The following is a 19,934-nucleotide window of genomic DNA, read 5'->3' on the forward strand; positions in this document are numbered from 1 at the left end:
CGGCGCATGGTGGGCCCGTCCGCCCCTTCCTAGGGTGAGACGTGTGAGTAGTTCTGGAACGCAGTCGTACGACGTCACCGCCGAATCGCCGGCGCCGCCCGCAGCGGTGTGGGCTCTGTTGCTCGACGCCCGCAGCTGGCCGGTCTGGTCACGGGTCGGTTCCCTGGAAGTCGCCGCGTCGCAAGGACTTTCCGCCGACGGACGCGACGGCGTCGGTGCGGTGCGGGCCTTCCGGACCGGCAAGACGGTCACCAAGGAGCGGATCACCTCGCTCGACCCCGAACGACGGTTCTCCTACGAGGGCGTGGACGTGCCGGTGATGGTCGACTACCAGGCCTCGGTCGATCTGTGCGAAACACCCGGCGGCGGGACCCGGATCCGCTGGCACGGAACGTATCGCGTCGGCAAGGGCAACGCGTGGATCTTCCGCTGGTACCTCCGCCGCTTCATGCGCGACATGGCGACCGGGCTCGCAGCCCACGCCGGGAGCCCGGTCCACAGGCCATGACGGGGGATCAGTGCCGATGGGCGGCTTCGCGGTGGAAGCCCGCGATCATCGCTTCGGTGCTCGGCGGGTTGAAGGGCTGCCCGAGGGTGCGCATGAGCGAGTTCACGCTGGGGCGGTACATCCCGGTCTTGCAGTAGCGGGATCCCTCGAAGACGCCGACCGTGCCGCCGTCCGGGGAGGGCTTGCCGAGCCAGGCGTACCACTTGGCGCGGCGGTCCTTCATCTGCTGGGCGGTGAGCGCGGAAGCGTTGGGCTCGCGGGGTTCGCGGGCGTCGCAGGTGCCGTAGTCGTATTCGTCGGCGAGTCCGCCGATGGAGTGCCCGAGTTCGTGGGCGACGATCTGGCTGGCCTGGATGTTGCCGCCCGAAGAGGTCGCGACGCCGCCGCCGGCCCCGCCGTACTTCGTGGTGTTCGCCAGCATGATGACCTGATCGACGTCCGGCGCGGCCGCGGCGTACTGGTTCGCCTTGGTTTCGTTGACGCACAACAGCCGTTCGATGCCGCCGCACCAGAAGTACGAGCCCAGCGCGGTGTTGCGCCGGATGCCCTGGGTCGGGTCGTTGGTGATACCGGACTGCGGTGACACCACGTCGACCTGCCAGAGGTTGAACTGCTTGCGGTGGCTCTTGTACGGCTCGATGGCGAACAGCGCCGCGATGCTGTTGCGGACGTGCTGCGAGTACGTGCCCAGCTGCGTCGACGTGTAGCCGTCACCGACGAAGACCAGGTCGAACGTGGTCTCGCTCGGGCCGTTGGTTTCGATCGGGGTCACCGCGGCGGCGCTCGCGACCTGCCGCGGCGCCGCGGTCCGGTCCGAAGCGGGCCGGGTGACGTTCACCCGGGTGATCGTCCCTCCTGGTTCGAAGGCCTCCATCGACGTCGTGAATCCGGGCGCCGCGGACGCCGTCGCGGGAACGAACCCGGCGACGAGAGCGGCGGTCAGCGCGACCATCAGGCAGGCGCGTCGCATGCGTACTCCTTGCGGGGAGGAAGGGGAGTACGAAAAACGATCCCGACTTTCGACGGCTTCCGGCACATCCCAAGTGGCCATAAGGTCCGCGTGATGGACGTCGAGTTACGTCACCTGCGAGTGGTGTGCGCCGTCGCCGACGCGGGCAGCATCACGCGTGCGGCGATCGGGCTCGGGAGCACTCAGCCCGCGTTGACCGCCGCCCTGCAACGGATCGAGCGCGCGTTCGGCGGAACCCTGTTCGTCCGCGGGCGGGACGGGGTCTTCCCGACGGCGTTCGGTGAATGCGTACTCGTCCGTGCCCGCGCCGTCCTCACCGCGGCCGACACGATGCACCGGGACGCGGCGCGTTTCCTGGCGGACGGCGAAAAACGTCCTGTCGCGCTGGGTGGGATCGGCGGTTCGATGGTCGTCGAGCTGGCGGACCGGCTCGGTGATTCCGGCCGGGGACAAGCGGTTTCGGTGACCACCGAGTTCTCGCCCCTGCGGTTGCTGGATCTCGTGGCCGGTGGGCAACTCGACGCCGCCGTGGTCGCCGACTACCCCGGGCACGTCCTGCCGCCTGCCCCTGGCGTGGCGTGGCGGCCGCTGGCCACGCAACCGGTGTTCGTGGCGATCGCCGCGGACCATCCGGCCGCGCACCGCGCCGAGATCGACCTCGCGGACCTGGCCGGGGAGCGGTGGGTGCTCGGGCCGTCCGACGGTGCCGGCTGGCCGGAGTGCTTCGAGGAAGCCTGTGCCCAAGCGGGATTCCGGCCGCAGGTGGCGCACCGGAGCACCGAGTTGCGGCCCCTGCAACGCCTGATCGCCGCGGGCCGGGCGATTTCCCCGTGCCAGGTCACCTTTCCCACCACACCCGGGATCGCGATCCGGCCACTCTCGGGGGATCCGCTGTGGATGCGGTATCTGATCGCCTGGAGCACGGAAGGTGCGTTCGGCGCGGACAGTGATGTCCTGATCGCCGCGGCCGAAGCGGCCTACCGGTCCGACACCGAAAGCAGCCACCCCTACCGGCGCTGGCTCGAACGTCGCGAACAACCGGCCCGGCGTGCCATCGGGTGACACCTGGTCGGGGAATTCCCCTTGTCGCGCAGGGGTCCTAGCCTCGGACACCTCATCGACGAAGGGTAAGAAATTGCGTCTGCGCGCCCTGCTGGCCGCTGCTGTCCTGACCATCACCACCGCTCCGGCCGCGCTCGCCGCGCCGGACGTCGCGCACGGCACCGATGTCCCACCAGGGCAGTTCGGGTTCGTCGCGAAGATCGCGATGACGAAGATCCCACGTCCGGACGGCTCGACCTACAGCAGCTACTGCACGGGTGCGCTGGTCGCGCCCGGCTGGGTCGTCACCACCGGGCACTGCTTCCACGACGCGAACCGCAAACGCGTCGCGGGCAAGGTGCCGTATCCGACCTTGGTGACGTTGGGCCTCGTCGACGAGGCGATCGAGTCAGGCGTGGCCCGTAAGGCGACCGAAGTGCTGCAGGCGAAGGAAAACGACGTCGCGCTCATCAAACTGGACACCCCGGTGACGACGGTGACCCCGCTGACGGTGAACCGCGTTCTCCCGAAGATCGGCCAGCAGTTGACGCTGGCGGGCTGGGGCAGCCTGACCGCCAAGAACCCCGCTCCGGCCACCCGGATGCAGCAGGGCACGGTCCAGGTGGCGACGGTGGCCCCGACGACGATCGGCGTCCGCGGCGCGGCGCCCTCGATCACGACCAGTGCCTGCACGTACGACTCGGGCGCGCCGTACTTCGTCCCGGGAGGCAAGAGCGGCACCTTGGTGTCGATCGAGGCCACCGGACCGGACTGCCCGCACGCCGGGATCGAGACGACCTCGCGCGCCGATGTCATCGCGGACTGGATCGCCACCCGAACGGGCTAACCGGCCGTTTCGTCCGGCGGCGGACCGGGTAGTGGCGTGGGCAGGAGGTAGTGCGATGACGAGTATTCGAATGACCGCGCCTCCGGCGCCGCCCAACCCCATGCCGCCGGACCCCGGCGTTCCCGACCCCGGCATTCCCGAACCGGTGCCGGACCCGGGCAAGCCGGAGCCGGTCCCGGATCCCGGAGTGCCCGAACGGGTCCCCGATCCGGGGCCGGACCGCCCGATCCCCGAGCCCGAGAGCCCGCCGGAAGCCCAGCCGGGACCGGCGGGACTCAGAGGGTGAACGCGAGCCAGAGCGCGAGCCAGGCACAGGCCGCGACCGCGACGACGACCGCGACCACCCGCAGGCCGGCGGTGGCGATCCGGAGCGACGCGGTGCCGGTGTGGTGTCGGTGATTCCCCATGATTCCGCCCTCCTTCCCAGCCCACCATCCGCTGTCGGCGCCTTCGCCGCTACCCGGGTGACCCCGTCCGGGTGAGCCCGCGTTTCGTCCTCTGGATGCTGTCGTTCGACCGCATTCAGAGGACGACATGCGGGGAGCTCAGAACCAGTCGTTGTGCGCGACCACCCGCACCGACCCCGGCCGCTGGCGCCCGTGTCGCGAAAGCCACTTTCGGGACATCAGACGTCGCGAAAGTGGCTTTCGCGACACGTTCGACTGGCGGAAGCCCGTGAAGGCCGGCAGAGCGCGATGGGTCCGCGTTTCGTCCTCTGGATGCTGTCGTTCGCATCGCCGACTACCGCATTCAGAGGACGAAATACGGGGAGCTCAGAACCAGTCGTTGTGCGCGGCGAAGACTCCCAGCTGGAACCGGCTCGACACGCCCGCGCGATCCATCAGGTTCTCGAGATACCGGAACAGGGTGCGCCTGCTGACGCCGAGTTCGGCGGCGATCTCGTCGTCCTTGCGCCCGGCGGCGAGCAGGAGCAGCAGTTCCCGTTCGACCGGCCGGATCGGCTGCTCCGACGCCCGTGCCTGCCGGTCGAGCGGAAGCGCCGCCGCCCAGGAGGTTTCGAACAGTCCCTCCAGCGCCGAGAAAAGGCTGCAGGGACGCACGATGACGATGGACTGGTTGCGATCCGCCTCGCGGATGGTCAGCGCGATGGTCGCCGCACGGTCGTCGAACAACGTCAGTTTCACCGGGAGCTCGGGCAGCAGGCGGGCCTGTTCGCCGGCCCGCAGGCACGGCAGGATGTTCGCGGCGAGGTAGCCGGGATCGCCGAGCGACGCTCCACTGTAGACACACCGGTAGGTGATCCCGCGCCGTAGTTGCTCCTCCTCCAGGAGATTCCGGCGGCCGCCGGTGAAGTAGGGCGGGGAGTCGAGACGGCGAACCTGATGCCGCACCGTGGTCGCGAGATGCTGGAGCCGGGGGATGATGGCGTCGCCGGTGACCACTTCGAGCAGGTCCTGCGCGTCCGGCATCCCCGAATGAGCGCGCCGGAAGGCACGGTACGCGGTCTGGACCGCGAGCCGCGCGTCGTGCAGTTCGGCCTGCCGTCGCGTGGTCAGCGCGGTGAGCGCTTCGCTGGGGTTCGCGGGGAGGTATTCGGACCCGTCCACTCCGGACGGCACCGCGAGCCCCCCGTCCGCCAGCTCCTTCAGTGCCAGCTGGACGGTCTCCGCGTCGCCCTCCCGCCAGGCGAGCTCCGCGGCGGTGACGGGCGCGTTTTCGAGCATCCGCCGGTAGATCCGGGCGGCGGTCTCGCCGATGCCCAGCCTGGTCAGCTGCGCGCCGAGCCCGTCCGGGGAAGCCGTCGGTATCACTTTCCACCTGCCTCTCAGCGGTCCGGGAGCGGTGGGGCCGCCGCTCCCGGACCGGTTCGCCGAACCCTAGACGCCCGAGGTGTCGCGGATCCAGGTGCGGTTCGCCGAGATGCTGGTGTGCGTCGAGGTGTCCACCTTGTTGCCGGCGATGTGCACGCCGACCTGCTTGCCACCGACGAAGACCGGACCGCCGGAGTCACCGCCGTTGGTCAGCCCGTCGCCCCGCCGGGCCTTGATCAGTCCATTCGCGACACTGCTCACCGTCATCCTGGCGACCTTGAGATAACGCTGCAGGTCGCCGTCTTCGTTGTAGCCCCAGCCGTAAACGTGTTCCGTGTCGCCGACGGCGACGGAAGTCCCGAGGGACGCGTACGTCGTGCTCACCGAACGGTCGAGCCTCAGCAGCGCGATGTCGGCGCCGCTGGAGGGGGTGTGGATGGCGGTCACCACGGCGTACGTCCCGGCCCGGTGATCGACGTCGCCCACCCGGACGGAGTAGTCGGCGCCGGGTTCGTCGACGCAGTGCTCGGCCGTGAGCACCCAGCGGGCGCTGATGATCGAACCGGAGCACCACTGCTGCCCGTTCTGCTCGATCATGGCCGCCCACGGGCCGGACCGGGCGTATTCGCCGTCGATGATGGGGGCCGCGACGGCGGCGGGGGCAGCACCAGATCGGCGAGCCGCTCGCCCAGTTCGGTCAGCCGGTTCGCCGTCCGGCCCGCGCGGCGCGCCACGAGGTCTTCGGTCTCGCGTCGCAGCTCCCGGACCGCGCACCTGGACTCGTTCGCCGTCCCGGTGAGCGCGGACCTCAGGGTTTTCGTCACGTCCATCAGGGATCGACCTCCACGCGGCTAGCCTGCGCTCAGTGTACAGCTGTACACCGGATCTTCGGAATACGTGATCTGCCAGGGAACAAAAGAAGCCAAGTCTTGGAGAACGCGCGTAAGCGGTGTGCTCGATCAGTGGTCGCGTGAGAGCTGCCCGGGTGGACAGTCGCAAAATTTCTGAATCATGTCTACTTCTTGCATTTTGTCTCCGAGTTGTTGCATGCTCGTACGGCTCTGGCTCCTCCCCGCCGTCTCAAAGAAGAGAAGACGCCATGACACGTATGCGCCTGTCCCGGCTCATCGCCGGTCTCCTGGTCACGGGGCTTTCCGTCGCCGGGCTCTCCCTCGCCTCCGCCGCGAGCGGGCCACCACCCGATCCCGTCGCCACCCCCGTTCCGGCCGCGCTCGCCGAAGTGCCGTTGACGCGCACGGTGTCGGCGAGCAGCGCGCTGCCCGGTTATCCCGTCGCGAACGCCGTCGACGGAAACCAGGAGAGCTACTGGGAATCCGCCAACAACGCGTTCCCGCAGTGGATCCAGGCCGACCTCGGCGTGGCGAAAACCCTCTCGCGGATCGTGCTGAAACTGCCCGCGGGCTGGGAATCCCGCACCCAGACGCTGGCGGTGCGCGGAAGCACCGACGGCACGGCGTTCACCGACCTCGCCGCGCCGGCCGGCTACGCGTTCGCTCCCGGCACCAACACCGTCACCATCCCGATGACGTCGTCGGCCCGGTACGTGCGGCTGCAGGTCACCGCGAACTCGCGGTGGCCCGCCGCGCAGCTCTCGGAATTCGAGCTGTACGGGCCGGACACCGGCGACACGCAGGCGCCGAGCGCGCCGTCGAATCTCGCGCTGACCGAGCCCGCCGCCGGTCAGATCCGGCTGACCTGGTCGCCCTCGGCGGACAACGTCGGCGTCTCCGGCTACACCGTCTATCGCGATGGGACGCCGGTCACCACGATCACCGGCACCACGTTCACCGAAGCCAGGCCCACGGGGACACGGGTCGAGTACTTCGTGCGCGCCAAGGACGCGGCGGGCAACGAATCCGGCGACAGCAACCACGTCGTGCGCTCCGGCACGAGCGCGGGCGCGAACCTGGCGGCGGGCAAACCGATCGAGGCGACGTCGACCGTCCATTCGTTCGTCGCGGCGAACGCCAACGACAACAACACCGCCACGTACTGGGAATCCGCCGCGGGATACCCGAACGCGCTGACGGTGAAGCTCGGCGTCGACGCGGACGTCGACTCGGTCGTGGTGAAGCTCAACCCGGACTCGATCTGGGGCGCGCGGACACAGAACTTCGAGGTCCTCGGTCGTCCGCAGGGTTCCACCGCGTTCACCGCGCTGTCGGCGCGAGCCGACCACCGCTTCGACCCGGCCGGCAACCAGAACTCGGTCGTCATCCCGGTCAGCGGCCGCGCGTCGGAGGTGCGCCTGCAGTTCTTCGCCAACTCCGGTGCCCCCGGTGGCCAGGTCGCGGAATTCCAGGTGATCGGCACGCCCGCGCCGAACCCGGACCTCGTCGTCACCGGCACCACCTGGACGCCGTCGAACCCGACGGAGACCAGCAGGCTCGCCGTGTCGGCGACGGTGAAGAACGGCGGGACCGCGAACGCGGCCGCCTCCACCGTGAACGTCAGCCTCGGCGGCACCGTCGTCGGTGACGCGGCGGTCCGGGCGCTCGCCGCCGGCGAGTCCGCCACGGTGACCGTCGACGCGGGAACGCGTCCACAGGGGACCTACACCGTGGCCGCCACCGCCGACCCGGCGGGCACGGTGGCCGAACAGGACGAAACCAACAACACCTACACCTCGCCGACATCGCTGGTCGTCGCGCAGGCGCCGGGACCCGACCTCGAGGTCACCGGCATCACCTCGAACCCGCCCAATCCGGCGGCCGGTTCGGCGGTGTCCTTCACTGTCGCGGTGCGCAACCGGGGCACGAGCGCCGCGGGCACTTCGGTGACGCGGCTGGCCGTCGGCGGCACCACGCTGACCGGCGCCACCGGTGCGATCGAACCGGGCGCGACCGCGAACGTCGCGATCTCGGGCACGTGGACCGCCGCCGACGGTGGCGCGACCTTGACCGCGACGGCCGACGCGGACGGCGCGGTCACGGAGACCAACGAGTCCAACAACAGCCTCTCGCGGGCGATCGTCGTGGGCCGCGGCGCGGCGGTCCCGTACGTCGAATACGAGGCGGAAGCCGCGCAGTACCAAGGACAACTGCTGGAAGCCGACCCGCTTCGCACCTTCGGCCACACGAACTTCGCGACCGAATCCTCGGGCCGCAAATCCGTGCGGCTGGCGAATCAGGGGCAGTACGTGGAGTTCACGTCGGCGAACCAGGCGAACTCGATCGTCGTGCGCAACTCCATCCCCGACGTCCCCGGCGGTGGCGGTCAGGACGCGACGCTCAGCCTGTACGTCAACGGGACCTTCGCGCAGAAGCTCACGTTGTCGTCGAAGCACAGCTGGCTCTACGGCAGCACCGACGATCCCGAAGGCCTGACCAACACCCCGCAGGCCAACGCGCGACGGCTGTTCGACGAGTCGCACGCGCTGCTGTCCCGCTCGTACCCGCCGGGCACGAAGTTCAAGCTGCAGCGGGACAGCGGTGACAACGCGGCGTTCTACATCGTCGACCTCATCGATCTGGAGGAGGTCGCCCCGGCGTCGGCGAAGCCCGCGAACTGCGTGTCGATCACGGAGTACGGCGCCGTGCCGAACGACGGGAACGACGATTCGGCGGCGATCCAGCGCGCGGTCACCGACGACCAGAACGGCGTGATCCCGTGTGTCTGGATCCCGGCAGGGCAGTGGCGGCAGGAGAAGAAGATCCTGACCGACGACCCGAACGTGCCCAACGGCGGCGGCCAGTACAACCAGGTCGGCATCTCCAACGTGACGATCCGCGGCGCCGGCATGTGGCATTCGCAGCTGTACTCGCAGATCGAGCCGCAGAACGCGGGCGGCATCAACCACCCGCACGAGGGAAACTTCGGGTTCGACATCGACAAGAACACGCAGATCTCCGACATCGCCATCTTCGGCTCCGGCCGGATCCGCGGCGGTGACGGCGGCGCGGAAGGCGGCGTCGGCCTCAACGGCCGCTTCGGCACCGGCACGAAGATCACCAACGTGTGGATCGAGCACGCCAACGTCGGCGCGTGGGTCGGCCGGGACTACAGCAACGTCCCGGCGCTCTGGGGCCCGGGTGACGGCCTGGAGTTCAGCGGGATGCGGATCCGGAACACCTACGCCGACGGCATCAACTTCACCAACGGCACCCGGAACTCGAAGGTGTTCAACTCGTCGTTCCGCACCACCGGTGACGATTCGCTCGCGGTGTGGGCGAACCAGTACGTGAAGGATCCGTCGCAGGACATCGCGCACGACAACGTGTTCGCCAACAACACGATCCAGCTCCCGTGGCGGGCCAACGGGATCGCGATCTACGGCGGCTACGGCAACAAGATCGAGAACAACATCGTCCACGACACGATGAACTACCCGGGCATCATGCTGGCGACGGATCACGATCCGCTGCCGTTCTCCGGGGAGACGCTCATCGCGAACAACGCCCTGTACCGCTGCGGCGGCGTGTTCTGGGGCGAGCAGCAGGAGTTCGGCGCGATCACGTTCTTCGCGCAGGGCAAGGACATCCCCGGGGTCGTGCTGCGGGACACGGAGATCCACGATTCGACCTACGACGGTGTCCAGTTCAAGACGGGCGGCGGCGTCGTGACCGCGGCCCTCAGCGGCGTCAAGATCGACAAGTCGAACAACGGCGCGGGCATCCTCGCGATGAGCGGTGCCCGCGGCAGCGCGACCTTGACGAACGTGACGATCTCGAATTCCGCGAACGGCGACGTCGTCCGTGAGCCGGGGTCGCAGTTCGTGATCAACGGCGGACCGGTGCCGGCGGTGGTCTCGTCGGGACGCCGCGGTACGCGGTAGGCCGAAAGGTGTTGCGGGGGCCGGAGCGGGAGACCGTTCCGGCCCCTTTCACGTCCGGGCGGTCACTCCCGCCACGGCCAGCCGGAACAGGCGGCCGGCCTGTGCGGCGGGATCCGGGTGCTGCTCGGTGGCCAGGACGATGCCGACGATCAGCGTGATGAGATCGGCGACGGTGACCTCCGGCGCCACCACACCGTCCCGCGCGGCTTGCCGCAGGAGCGGATCCCCGGCTTCCTCGATGGCGGCGGAGCACGAGTTCTCGTGCGTGGGGCCGTCGTAGGAGAGCGCGGCGGCCAGACCGCGGGCGGAGACGCAGTAGGTGACGACCTCGTCGAGCCACGTCAGGAGCGCCGTCCGGCTGTCGTCCTCGCCGGTCAGCTCGGCGGCGCGGGCGCACAACGCCGCGATCCGGCTCGCGGAGACCGCCTCCAGCAGCGCCCGGCGGGTGGGGAAGTGGCGCCGGACGGTCGCCGAGCCGACGTTGGCGGTCCGCGCGATCTGCTCCAGGGAGGCGCCGGAGCCGTGGGCAGCGACCTCCTCCTCGGCGACCGCGAGGATGCGCGCGTAATTGCGCCGTGCGTCGGCGCGCCGGCCGTCGGACATGTCTTCACCTCGGAGTTTGCGTAAGTGGCGGGCCCCGCCATATCGTAGCGGACGATAAGTGGCGGGCCCCGCCACTTAGTTGACCGAAGGAGTCCCCATGTCCCCAGCACCCGTTTTGGTCACCGGCGCCACCGGCAGGCAGGGCGGTGCGACCGCCAAGGCCCTGCTCGCGGCCGGTGTTCCCGTCCGCGCGCTGGTGCGCGACCCGGCCAGGGCGAAAGCCATCGAAGCGCTCGGCGCCGAACTCGTCGTCGGCGATCTCCACGACGTCGATTCCGTGATCCGCGCGGCCAAGGGGGCGCGCGCCGTCTTCTCGGTACAGATGCCGGGCATCAGTGCCGAAGGTTTCGACTTCGACGGCGAGGTGACCCAAGGCGTCAACCTCATCGAGGGCGCGAAGGCGGCCGGGGTGCCACAGTTCGTGCACACCTCCGTTTCGGGTGCCGGTCAGCACGTCGAGGCGGACGGCTGGGCCGAAGGTCGCTGGACGTCGATGGAGCCCACGCTGGGTGCCAAGGCCGCGATCCAGGACCGTCTCCGTGAAGCCGGCTTTCCCCAGTGGACACTGCTCAAGCCGGGCTTCTTCATGGAGAACTTCCTGCCCGACATGAAGTTCCTGTTCCCGCGCGGGGTGGACGGCGGTCTGGTGAGCGTCATCAAGCCGTCGACGTCGCTGTCGCTGGCGGCCGTCGACGACATCGGCACCGCGGCCGCCGCGGCCATCGCCGAACCGGAGCGGTTCGACGGGGTCGAACTGGAGCTGGCGAGCGACTTCCTGACCATGGCGGAGATCGCCGAAGTCCTGTCCAGTGTGCTGGGCACCGCGCTGACGGCGCCGGAGATGACCGTCGAGCAGGCGGTCGCCGCCGGGATGCCGCCGATGGGTGCCTCGCACGAGTGGCTGAACGTGGTCGGCCAGCCGGGGCGTCCGGAATTCGCCCGCGAACTGGGTCTCCCGCTCACCGGATTCGCCGAGTGGGCGCGAAAATCCCTTGCGTAGTACGTGATCGTCGAGGCATGCGCATCGAGCCTCTGCTGGACCATCTCGACCGCGAGGATCCGGGCGGTGTCCTCGGGTTGTACCTCTACGGCTCCGCCGTGGCGGGCGGACTCAAACCGGACAGCGACGTCGATCTGCTGCTGGTCACCCGCCGCTCGCTCGGCGAATCGGAACGCGCCGCGCTGGTGTCCCTGCTGTTGCGGGTTTCGGGATGGCGTGGCCACGCCGCCCGATTCCCCGGCGCGGCGGGCCGCCGTCCGATCGAGTTGACCGGCATCGTGGCCGGGGACAGGCTGTCGCGCCGGGATTTCCAGTACGGGGAATGGCTGCGGGAAGACTTCGTCCAAGGTGGACTTCCCCGCCCCGCGGAGGATCTCGACGTCGTGATCCTCGCGGCCACCGCCCATGCGGCGCATCGCGTCCTGCGCGGCCCCACGCTCACCGATCTCCTCGATCCGGTGCCGCGGGGCTTGCTCCGCGACGCGGCGCTCGGCGTCGTCCCCGGTCTGCTCTCCGAGATCGAAGGCGACGAACGCAATGTCCTGCTCACCCTCGCGCGCATCGTCGTGACGGTCGAGACGGGCGCGATCGTCTCGAAGGACGTCGCGGCGGCGGCCGTGGCGCCGACGCTCGACGGTGACGGACGTGCTCTGCTCGACCGTGCGCGAGCGGGCTACCTCGGTACGGCTTCCGACGACTGGGCCGGACTTTCGGCCGAGGTGGCCTCGCTCGCGCGCGCTCTCGCGGACCGGGCGAGGGGTGTTTGACAAGGCGCTGGCGGCCGGGTCCGATCCGGCCGGGCAGGTCCAAGTGAAGTAGCGCCCTAGTTGACAAATCCCATAGGTGACTAGTCTACTAGTGCCATGGTTCTCTCCCGCCTCATCCTGGGGTTGCTCGCCCTCACGCCCATGACCGGCTACGACCTCAAACGCCATTTCGAGTCGACCGTCGGGCATTTCTGGGCGGCGGACAAGGCGCAGATCTATCGCACCCTCGCCCGGCTCGTCGCGGACGGGCTCGCGGAGGTCGAGAAGGTGGCCGGCTCCGGGGCGCCGGACCGGCAGGAGCACCGCATCACCGCCGCGGGGCGGGCGGCGCTCGCCGAGTGGCTGGCGAGCGAGCCCGAGCGGCATGTCGAACGCGACCCGTTCCTCGCGCGGGTGTTCTTCGGCGCGGATCTCGACGACGACGCCTTCCGCGCCCTCCTGGCGGCCCGCCGCGAGGCGACCCGGGCGCGGCTGGAGCGGTTCGAACGGACGCGGGCGGAGGCCGGCACGCCCGACCGGGCGGCCAGGCTGCGACTGTCCACACTGGACTACGGAATCGCAAACCTGCGCGTCGAACTGGACTGGCTCGACGCGCTCGAGAAGGAGCTCGCGTGAACACGTTCCCCGAAGTGCATTCCGCCGGGACGGCCACGACGGAGCGGCCGGTGGTACTGCTGCACGGCGGCAACGTCGCGAACTGGATGTGGGAGCCGCAACTGTCCGCGTTCGACGATCGGACGGTGCTCACGCCGGATCTGCCGGGATTCGGCGAACGGGTCGGCGAGGACTGGCCGGGGCTGGACGCGGTGGCGGACGACGTCGTCGCGAGAGTGACCGGACACGGTGTCGACGGTCCGTTCGACCTCGTCGGGCTTTCCCTTGGAGCGCTCACGGCGCTGCGCGTGCTGGCGCGGCACCCGGACCGGGTGAGTTCGGCGTTCCTGACCAGCGCGCCGCTCACGCCCGCCGGTGCCGGGATGCGCTTGTACTGCGCGCTGCAAGCGGCGTTCTCGCGAGCCCGCTGGTACTGGCGCGCCCAGGCGGCTGTCTTCGGGCTCCCCGGGGACAGCCGTGCCCGGTATATCGAGCACGGTCTCTCGGTGCGCCGCGAAACCGCGGCCGCGATGGCCGCCGACGTATGCGCGGGCGGGATGCCCGCGGACCTGCGTCGCTATACCGGGCCGCTGCTCGCGATAGCGGGGGAGAAGGATTCCTCGGCGGTGCGACGCTCGCTCTCGGAAATCGCGCGGGCCGCGCCGCAGACGCGGTCCCGGTTCGCGCCGGGGATGCACCACATCTGGAACGTGGAGGACCCGGAACTGTTCAACGGCGTTCTTCGCGCTTGGCTCGGGGGAACCGTGGATCCGCGTCTCGTGAGCTGACCGCCGGTTCGACGCTGAGCGTGCCCGCGGCCGTGTCCAGTACGGCGAGCGGTCCCAGCGGAAGGGAAAGCGGGTCCGCGCCGTGCCCGACGTCGATGCCGCCGAGTACCGGAACGCCCAGTGAGCCCAGGCGGTCCTTGAAGACGTCGACGAGGGTCCAGCCGCGATCGGTGTAGTCCTCGAAACCGGGGAACCGGCCGAGCGCGACCCCTCGTACGCCGTCGAGCGCGCCGGATCGGATCAGCTGGGTCAGCTGGCGGTCGATCTGCCCCAGGCCGATCGTCCGTTCGGCTTCGAGGAAAAGGATGGTGCCCGCCAGCGACGGCAGGCCCGCGCCGACCGCGTGGGCGACGGTGCCGAGGTTGCCGCCGACGAGGTCGCCGGTGGCGGTGCCGGGCACTTCGGCCTCGACGGTCATGGCCCGCGGGTCGCGGTGGAGGACGGCGGGCTCGCCGTCCATCAGCAGCCGCCGGGTAGCGGCCGCGGAACGGGGACCCGCCAGGAAACCGTGGATCCCCGCCAGCCCGCAGCGCCGCCAGAGCGCGAGATGGAGGGCGGTGATGTCGCTGAAGCCGACCATCGGTTTGGGATCGGCGCGGATCGCGGCGAAATCGAGGTCGTCGGCGATGCGGTACGCGCCCGCGCCGCCGCGGGTGGCGATCACGGCGCGGATGGCCGGGTCGCGGAACGCGTCGTCGAGATCGGCCAGCCGGTCTTCGTCGCGGCCCGCCATGTAGCCCCAGCGATCGAGCGCGTGCGTGCCGATTTCGACGACCAGTCCCCAGCTTTCCAGGACCGCCGCGGTCTCGGCGACCAGCTCGCGGCTGGGAAAGCTGGCGGGGGAGACGAGGCGGACGTGATCACCCGGTCGTGGGGTCGGCGCGACCACGGTGCCGCGTGAGGCTGTCACCGGATGATCGTGTCAGAGCACCGGGATCTCCGCCCACACCGTTTTGCGTCCCGCGCGGGCGATCACACCCCATCGGGCGCTGATCGCCTCGACCAGTGCCATCCCTCGCCCGCGGGGGCTCGTCGGATCCGCTTTCGTCACGCGGTACGGCCGCAGGCGCGGCCGATGGTCGTCGACTTCGACCCGGACGACGTCCCGGCCCGAGGGTACGGAGACCCTGAGCTCGGCGACGCCGTCCGCGTGTTCGTGCGCGTTGGTGACCAGTTCCGTGGTCAGCAGCTCGGTGTCCGCGATGGTGGTGCGGCCGACCTCGCTCAGCCGCTCTCGCAGCCAGGCACGGATCTCCCCCAATGGCGGGGCGATGCCGGCGGGGAATTCGTAAGCCTGTCGTGTTCTCGTGATACCCACGCGTTCTCCTTAGCGGGTTTCCCAGCTTGGCCAAGAGCATGGGCGCGGTAAGGGAGTACCCAGGGAACGCGGGATTCACACGCGGGAGCTGCCGGCGATCGCGGTGACCCTGATCTCGACCCGCATCTTCGGCGCGCCGAGGGCAGGCACGCCGGTCTCGGTCCAGATCGGTGCGCGGTCGCCCATGTGCTCGCGGAACTGCTCGACCATCACGCGGTTGTGGGTCTCGCCGATGAAACCTGGGGTCTCCGGCACGTGGTACGAGTTCACGGCGATGACGTCGCGCCAGGTGGCGCCCGCCGTGGCGAGTGTCCGCCCGACGTTCTCGAAGGCCTTGACGATCTCCTCCTCGAGCGATTCGGGGAAGTTCAAGTCGTCGTCCCAGCCGCCCTGTCCCGAGATCTCGACGCGATCACCGACGCGCACCGCCTGGCTGTAGCGCATCACCTTCAGCTGCCGGTCGCCGTATCCGGGCGTGGCGAAGAACTCCGGCTCGGTCATGGTGGATCCTCTCGTTGACTTCATGCTTGAAGTCAAGCTACCACGATTTGACTTCACGTGTGAAGTCGCCGGGTTCTGGGTAAGGTTCCGCCATGGCCGCCCCGGACCCCGACGAAGCGCTCTGGCTGAACCCTGCCGAAAAGGAGGCCTGGACCGGGCTGGTCTCCCTCGTCCTCCTGCTGCCGGGGCGGCTCGAGTCGCCGTTGCAGCACGACGCCGGGCTGACGCTGTTCGAGTACCTGGCCCTCAGTCATATTTCGGAGGCCCCGGAACGGCGGCTGCGGATGAGCGAGCTGGCCTACCTCGCCAACGGCTCGCTCTCCCGTCTGTCCAATGTGGTCAAACGCTTCGAGCAGCGGGGCTGGGTAAAGCGGATGCCGGATCCCGCCGACGGCCGGTACACACTCGCCATGCTCACCGACGACGGTTACGACGTGGTCGCCGCGGCGGCGCCCACGCACGTCCGTTCGGTGCGGGAGCTCGTCCTCGACCCGCTGACCGCGGAGGATCAGCGGGCGCTGGCCCGGATCGCCGCCAAACTGCGGACGCGGCCCGCCGACCTCGCCTAGGTACTTCGAGGCGGTCGATCGTGTGCGCGAAGGGACCTTGTGCACGCGTTCCGGACTCTGGTCCTCTGACGGGGTTCAGTTCACGCGAAGAGGGGGAACTCTCGTGTTCAAGAAACTATCCGCCGTCGTGTCGGTGTTTTCGATCGCGCTCCTGGGGCTCGCGGGAACGGCGCAGGCCGGGATCGTGCAATGGTCCGACGGTTACGAATCGAATCCCCATGGCGTATGGGAGCGGGGGATCCAAGGCGGTGACGGGCATTCCTGGTTCGACATCGGTATGGGAGTGGCGCGGACCGGCAACAACAACGGCTGGCTCTTCGCCGACAACGGATGGTCGGCGATGAGGACCGCGAAATCGCTCGCCGGTTTCCCGGCGAATCGATCGAATTGCGCCGCCGCGATTTACGCCGACCCGGTCGGCGGCGGGGCGAACATCGGCCTCGAGATCTGGGACCCCAACGGCTGGCGGAAAATCTCCCACACGGTGAAGTGGATCGACGACCGGGCGGGTTATCAGCTCATCACACTGACCAATCTCAATCTGAACGGCGTGGGTACCGTCTATCTCCAGCCGATCTACGGCAACAACGGCGGACCGGCGAAGTACATCCGCTTGGACGACGCGATCATCCAATGCGTCTACTGACCGAGGTCTCGCCGAGGTATCGACCGTTGCGACATTCGGTGATCATCCGCCGTTGAATTCCGGTTTCCGTCCGCCGAGGTGTTCACGGAAACGCCTGAATCTTCGGCACCCTTCACGCTGAAGAGTGAAAGGTGTCGAAGTCCCTTCGGCTGGACGGCGCAATGCGGACCTTGTCCGCGTAGCCCGGATTCGCGGTAACAGCCCGTTGGGCGCCTTAGCTCAGGGCACCCGGGTGAAGCCCGGCACCCGCGCTAACGAAAAACGAAATATTCCGTCTTCTTCACCGAGCCCACAGGAATTCCGGCTCCGGCCGGGTCTCGAAAGGGAAGTCCATGTCACGAAGACCATCGCTCGTCGTCCTGGCCGCCGTTTCGGCGATGCTCGCGTCCACCGCGGTCGCCGCCGCGGCTCCGCCGGGAGTGGATCCGGCCGCGCTCGATCTCACCCTGAACGCGGGGCAGAGCACGACCGTGACCAAGAACGTGACGACCTCTGCCGTACCGCCGAATCCCGATCTCGTCCTGCTCGCGGACACCACCGGCAGCATGGGCGGGCCGATCGGCAACGTGCGGACGAACGCCGGCGCCATCACCGGTGACGTCCTCGCCGCGCAGCCGACCGCCCAGTTCGGTGTCGCCGAGTACAAGGACTTCACCGACTCGGTGCCGTTCAAGGTCAATCAGGGCATCACGGGGGACACGACCGCCGTGCAGGCGGGGATCGACCAGTGGGTGGCCACGGGCGGCGGGGACACGCCGGAGGCGAACCTGAACGCGCTCTACCAGCTGGCCACCGGCGCGGTGGCCTTCCGGCCGGACGGCACCCGCATCATCGCGTGGTTCGGCGACGCGCCGTCGCACGACCCGAGCGGCGGGCACACCCTGGCCCAGACCATCGCGGCGCTGCAGGCGGCGAAGATCCGCGTGGTCGCCGTCAACGTCGGTGCCCTCGACGCCACGGGCCAGGCCTCCGCCATCACCTCGGCCACGGGCGGGGTGCTGCTGAACAACGTCCCGGCCGGTCAGGTCTCCCAGGCCATCCTGGACGGCATCAAGGCCATCGAGGTCACGGTGACCCCGAAGGTGACCAGCTGCGATCCGCAGCTCACCGTCACCAACGCCCCGGCCAGTGTCACGGTGGCCAGCGGCGGGGTCGCCACGTTCACCGAGACGATCTCGGCCGCCGCCGGTGCCGCTCCCGGCACCTACCGGTGCGTCGTCGACTACCAGGTCGACGGGGCTTCGCGGGGATACATCGAGACCACGACCGTGCGCGTGCTCGGCCTGAGCATCGACGACGTGACCGTCGGCGAGGGAACCGGCGGCGCGCAGGTGCCAGCGACGTTCACGGTGTCGCTGCTCGGCGGCCCCAGCCCGAATCCGGTGACCGTCCAGTACGCGACCGCCAACGGCACCGCGTCCGCGCCCGCCGACTACACGGCGACGAGCGGGACGGTCACGTTCGCCCCGGGCCAGACGACCAGGCCGGTGACCGTCCTGGTCAACCCGGACACCGTCGACGAGCCGAACGAGACGTTCACGGTGAACCTCTCGGCCCCGTCGGGCGCCGGTCTCATCGACGCGACCGGGGTCGGCACGATCGTCGACGACGACCGTGACGGCGTCTTCTCCTGCACCGGCACCGCGGCGAACGTCCTCGGGGTGACCGCGGCGCGGGCGAACCCGGCCAACCTGCCTTGTGCCGACGACAGCAGCACCGTCGCCGCCGCGACGCTCAACGCCGGCCTGATCAAGGTCGACACCAAGGTGCTGACCGCGTCGACCGATCTCACGCCGGACGACCAGTCGGCGGCCCCGGCCGCGGGCGATCGCGCGCTGGCGTCGGCCAAGATCGACAAGACGGTGATCAGCACGCTCGGGCTGACCGTCGAACTCGGTGTGATCCAGTCGCAGGCGACCGCGACCTGTCAGCCGTCTCCGGGCGGGCTCGCCCCGGTGCTGGCGGGCAGTTCGAACGTCGCCTCGTTGAAGATCAACGGTGAGTCGATCACCGTGGGCTCGGCGCCGCTGACCATCCCGCTGGTCATCGGTTCGCTGAAGCTCAACGGCCAGACCGTGGCGAACGGCGTGGTGAAGCAGCAGGCCGTCGCGCTGGACACCGCGCTCGCGAAGATCGTGCTCGCGGAGTCCCAGGCCGACGTGCACGGAACCTCGGCGCATCCGGCGGGCAACCCCTGCCGTCGCTGAGCCGGTGAATCCCGCCGGGACGGACGGAACCTCGTCCGTCCCGGCGGGCTGCTCAGGGAAGGGCCTTCACCGCGGCCGCGGTGGCGTCCGCCAGGAGCTTGTTGTCGATCTTGGCGTCCTTCTCGGACCGGTCGGTCAGCACCGAGATGACGATCGGCGCCCGGTTCGGCGGCCACACGACCCCGATGTCGTTGCGCGTGCCGTAGGCCGCCGTCCCGGTCTTGTCGGCGACCGGCCAGCCGGGCACCCCGGCGCGGATGTTCTGGTCGCCGGTGGTGCTGGCCCGCATCATGTCGACCAGGATCTTGCGTTTGTCCTCGGGGAGGGCGTCGCCGAGCGCGAAGGCGCGCAGGCCCACGGCGAGCGCACGGGGTGTGCTGGTGTCCCGGGCGTCACCGGGGAAGGTGTCGTTGAGTTCGGGTTCGATCCGGTCGGCGTGGCTGGTCGTGTCGCCGATCCCGCGGAACACCGCGTTGAGCCCTTCGGGGCCGCCGAGTTCGCGGAAGAGCAGGTTCCCGCCGGTGTTGTCGCTGTACCGGAGGGTCGCGTCCATGACGGCGCGCAGCGGCATCCCCGTCGCCACGTGTTTCTCCGTGACCGGTGAGTTCACCACCAGGTCCTTACGCTCGTAGGTCACCGTGCGGTCCAGCTCGGCGACCGGTGTCCGCCGCAGGACACCGCCGGCGCTGAACACCTTGTGCGTCGAGGCGTAGGCGAAACGCTCGTCGGCGCGGAAGGCGACCTCGCGACCGGTCGCGGTGTCCACCGCGTACACCCCGAGCCGGGCGCGATAGGTGCGTTCGAGCTGTTCGAAGTCGGCGCGCCCGGTCGCCGCGACCGGAGTAGCGGCGGCCGGCGGGGGCGCTGGGGCGGGTGTGGAACACGCGGCGAGTGACGCGACCGAGAGCGCCAGCAGGGCGGCCCAGCGGCGAGAAGTGACGGACATGCACGCAGTCTGTCCGGCACCATTCATGCTGTCCAAGACACGAACGGCCCCTTTCATGCATT

Annotated in this window: 22 protein-coding genes; 12 read left to right on the plus strand and 10 right to left on the minus strand. The window is 69.5% G+C overall.

What is annotated here, in order from left to right; translation table 11 throughout:
* Positions 1-43: 43 nt before the first annotated feature.
* Positions 44-508 (plus strand): SRPBCC family protein, encoded by a 465-nt coding sequence (locus ACZ1DY_RS19455; protein WP_465485255.1) that lies wholly within the window; start codon positions 44-46, stop codon positions 506-508.
* A gap of 7 nt (positions 509-515) precedes the next feature.
* Here ACZ1DY_RS19455 and ACZ1DY_RS19460 read toward each other — a convergent pair whose 3' ends face one another.
* Positions 516-1,478: a M64 family metallopeptidase gene (locus tag ACZ1DY_RS19460; RefSeq protein WP_257487336.1), complete on the minus strand. Its 963-nt coding sequence runs from the start codon at positions 1,476-1,478 to the stop codon at positions 516-518.
* Between the two features lie 93 nt (positions 1,479-1,571).
* Between ACZ1DY_RS19460 and ACZ1DY_RS19465 the strand changes: the two genes are divergently transcribed.
* The 3 genes from ACZ1DY_RS19465 (at position 1,572) to ACZ1DY_RS19475 (ending at position 3,652) form a co-directional block, all read left to right on the plus strand.
* Positions 1,572-2,540, plus strand: coding sequence for a LysR family transcriptional regulator (locus ACZ1DY_RS19465; RefSeq protein ID WP_465485256.1), 969 nt, complete (start codon positions 1,572-1,574; stop codon positions 2,538-2,540).
* Between the two features lie 73 nt (positions 2,541-2,613).
* Positions 2,614-3,366, plus strand: a complete 753-nt coding sequence (locus ACZ1DY_RS19470; protein WP_465485257.1) for a trypsin-like serine protease — start codon at positions 2,614-2,616, stop codon at positions 3,364-3,366.
* A 55-nt stretch (positions 3,367-3,421) separates the two neighbouring features.
* The gene (locus ACZ1DY_RS19475; RefSeq protein WP_126731296.1) at positions 3,422-3,652 is read left to right on the plus strand and encodes a hypothetical protein; all 231 of its coding nucleotides are present in this window, start codon (positions 3,422-3,424) and stop codon (positions 3,650-3,652) included.
* Here the strand turns inward: ACZ1DY_RS19475 and ACZ1DY_RS19480 are convergent.
* From ACZ1DY_RS19480 to ACZ1DY_RS19495, 4 genes are all read right to left on the minus strand, one after another.
* Positions 3,642-3,773, minus strand: a complete 132-nt coding sequence (locus tag ACZ1DY_RS19480; protein ID WP_257487333.1) for a hypothetical protein — start codon at positions 3,771-3,773, stop codon at positions 3,642-3,644. The two genes, ACZ1DY_RS19475 and ACZ1DY_RS19480, sit on opposite strands and share 11 nt — an antisense overlap.
* Before the next feature lie 366 nt (positions 3,774-4,139).
* Entirely contained in the window at positions 4,140-5,138 is a 999-nt protein-coding gene (locus ACZ1DY_RS19485; RefSeq protein ID WP_465485258.1) for a LuxR C-terminal-related transcriptional regulator, read from the minus strand.
* A 66-nt stretch (positions 5,139-5,204) separates the two neighbouring features.
* Positions 5,205-5,735 carry a S1 family peptidase gene (locus ACZ1DY_RS19490; RefSeq protein WP_465485259.1) on the minus strand — a complete coding sequence of 177 codons (531 nt, stop codon included), beginning with the start codon at positions 5,733-5,735 and terminating at the stop codon, positions 5,205-5,207.
* Positions 5,732-5,968, minus strand: coding sequence for a hypothetical protein (locus ACZ1DY_RS19495; protein WP_465485260.1), 237 nt, complete (start codon positions 5,966-5,968; stop codon positions 5,732-5,734). Before ACZ1DY_RS19495 ends, ACZ1DY_RS19490 begins: the two co-directional genes overlap by 4 nt.
* 269 nt (positions 5,969-6,237) lie before the next feature.
* On the opposite strand from ACZ1DY_RS19495, the gene ACZ1DY_RS19500 reads away from it, so the two are divergent.
* Entirely contained in the window at positions 6,238-9,933 is a 3,696-nt protein-coding gene (locus ACZ1DY_RS19500) for a CARDB domain-containing protein (RefSeq protein ID WP_465485261.1), read from the plus strand.
* A 48-nt stretch (positions 9,934-9,981) separates the two neighbouring features.
* Here the strand turns inward: ACZ1DY_RS19500 and ACZ1DY_RS19505 are convergent, their stop codons facing one another.
* Positions 9,982-10,536: a TetR/AcrR family transcriptional regulator gene (locus ACZ1DY_RS19505; protein ID WP_465485262.1), complete on the minus strand. Its 555-nt coding sequence runs from the start codon at positions 10,534-10,536 to the stop codon at positions 9,982-9,984.
* 97 nt (positions 10,537-10,633) lie between these two features.
* Here ACZ1DY_RS19505 and ACZ1DY_RS19510 point away from each other — a divergent pair, with 97 nt between their 5' ends.
* The 4 genes from ACZ1DY_RS19510 (at position 10,634) to ACZ1DY_RS19525 (ending at position 13,685) form a co-directional block, all read left to right on the plus strand.
* On the plus strand, positions 10,634-11,536 hold the full coding sequence (locus ACZ1DY_RS19510; protein ID WP_465485263.1) for an NmrA family NAD(P)-binding protein: 903 nt from the start codon (positions 10,634-10,636) through the stop codon (positions 11,534-11,536).
* A gap of 17 nt (positions 11,537-11,553) precedes the next feature.
* The gene (locus ACZ1DY_RS19515; RefSeq protein WP_465485264.1) at positions 11,554-12,303 is read left to right on the plus strand and encodes an aminoglycoside adenylyltransferase domain-containing protein; all 750 of its coding nucleotides are present in this window, start codon (positions 11,554-11,556) and stop codon (positions 12,301-12,303) included.
* A gap of 96 nt (positions 12,304-12,399) precedes the next feature.
* A complete protein-coding gene (locus ACZ1DY_RS19520) occupies positions 12,400-12,918 on the plus strand; it encodes a PadR family transcriptional regulator (protein WP_465485265.1) in 519 nt (172 codons plus the stop codon).
* Positions 12,915-13,685, plus strand: a complete 771-nt coding sequence (locus ACZ1DY_RS19525) for an alpha/beta fold hydrolase (RefSeq protein WP_465485266.1) — start codon at positions 12,915-12,917, stop codon at positions 13,683-13,685. Before ACZ1DY_RS19520 ends, ACZ1DY_RS19525 begins: the two co-directional genes overlap by 4 nt.
* Here ACZ1DY_RS19525 and ACZ1DY_RS19530 read toward each other — a convergent pair.
* The 3 genes from ACZ1DY_RS19530 to ACZ1DY_RS19540 all read right to left on the minus strand — a co-directional run bounded on the left by ACZ1DY_RS19530 (position 13,627) and on the right by ACZ1DY_RS19540 (position 15,504).
* Positions 13,627-14,595 carry a S66 peptidase family protein gene (locus ACZ1DY_RS19530; protein ID WP_465485267.1) on the minus strand — a complete coding sequence of 323 codons (969 nt, stop codon included), beginning with the start codon at positions 14,593-14,595 and terminating at the stop codon, positions 13,627-13,629. The genes ACZ1DY_RS19525 and ACZ1DY_RS19530 overlap by 59 nt on opposite strands.
* Before the next feature lie 12 nt (positions 14,596-14,607).
* Positions 14,608-15,003, minus strand: coding sequence for an ATP-binding protein (locus tag ACZ1DY_RS19535; protein WP_465485268.1), 396 nt, complete (start codon positions 15,001-15,003; stop codon positions 14,608-14,610).
* A gap of 75 nt (positions 15,004-15,078) precedes the next feature.
* Positions 15,079-15,504, minus strand: a complete 426-nt coding sequence (locus tag ACZ1DY_RS19540) for a Rid family hydrolase (protein WP_465485269.1) — start codon at positions 15,502-15,504, stop codon at positions 15,079-15,081.
* Positions 15,505-15,596: 92 nt separating this feature from the next.
* Here ACZ1DY_RS19540 and ACZ1DY_RS19545 point away from each other — a divergent pair, with 92 nt between their 5' ends.
* From ACZ1DY_RS19545 to ACZ1DY_RS19555, 3 genes are all read left to right on the plus strand, one after another.
* Positions 15,597-16,073, plus strand: a complete 477-nt coding sequence (locus ACZ1DY_RS19545; RefSeq protein WP_465485270.1) for a MarR family winged helix-turn-helix transcriptional regulator — start codon at positions 15,597-15,599, stop codon at positions 16,071-16,073.
* Between the two features lie 103 nt (positions 16,074-16,176).
* Entirely contained in the window at positions 16,177-16,719 is a 543-nt protein-coding gene (locus tag ACZ1DY_RS19550) for a hypothetical protein (protein WP_465485271.1), read from the plus strand.
* A 332-nt stretch (positions 16,720-17,051) separates the two neighbouring features.
* Complete coding sequence (locus ACZ1DY_RS19555) at positions 17,052-18,926, plus strand: Calx-beta domain-containing protein (protein WP_465485272.1); 1,875 nt, start codon at positions 17,052-17,054, stop codon at positions 18,924-18,926.
* 52 nt (positions 18,927-18,978) lie between these two features.
* On the opposite strand, the gene bla is transcribed toward ACZ1DY_RS19555, so the two are convergent.
* Positions 18,979-19,872, minus strand: a complete 894-nt coding sequence (bla, locus tag ACZ1DY_RS19560; protein ID WP_257487318.1) for a class A beta-lactamase — start codon at positions 19,870-19,872, stop codon at positions 18,979-18,981.
* Positions 19,873-19,934: the final 62 nt, after the last annotated feature.

The sequence above is a fragment of the Amycolatopsis sp. PSD-21 genome, assembly GCF_055561455.1.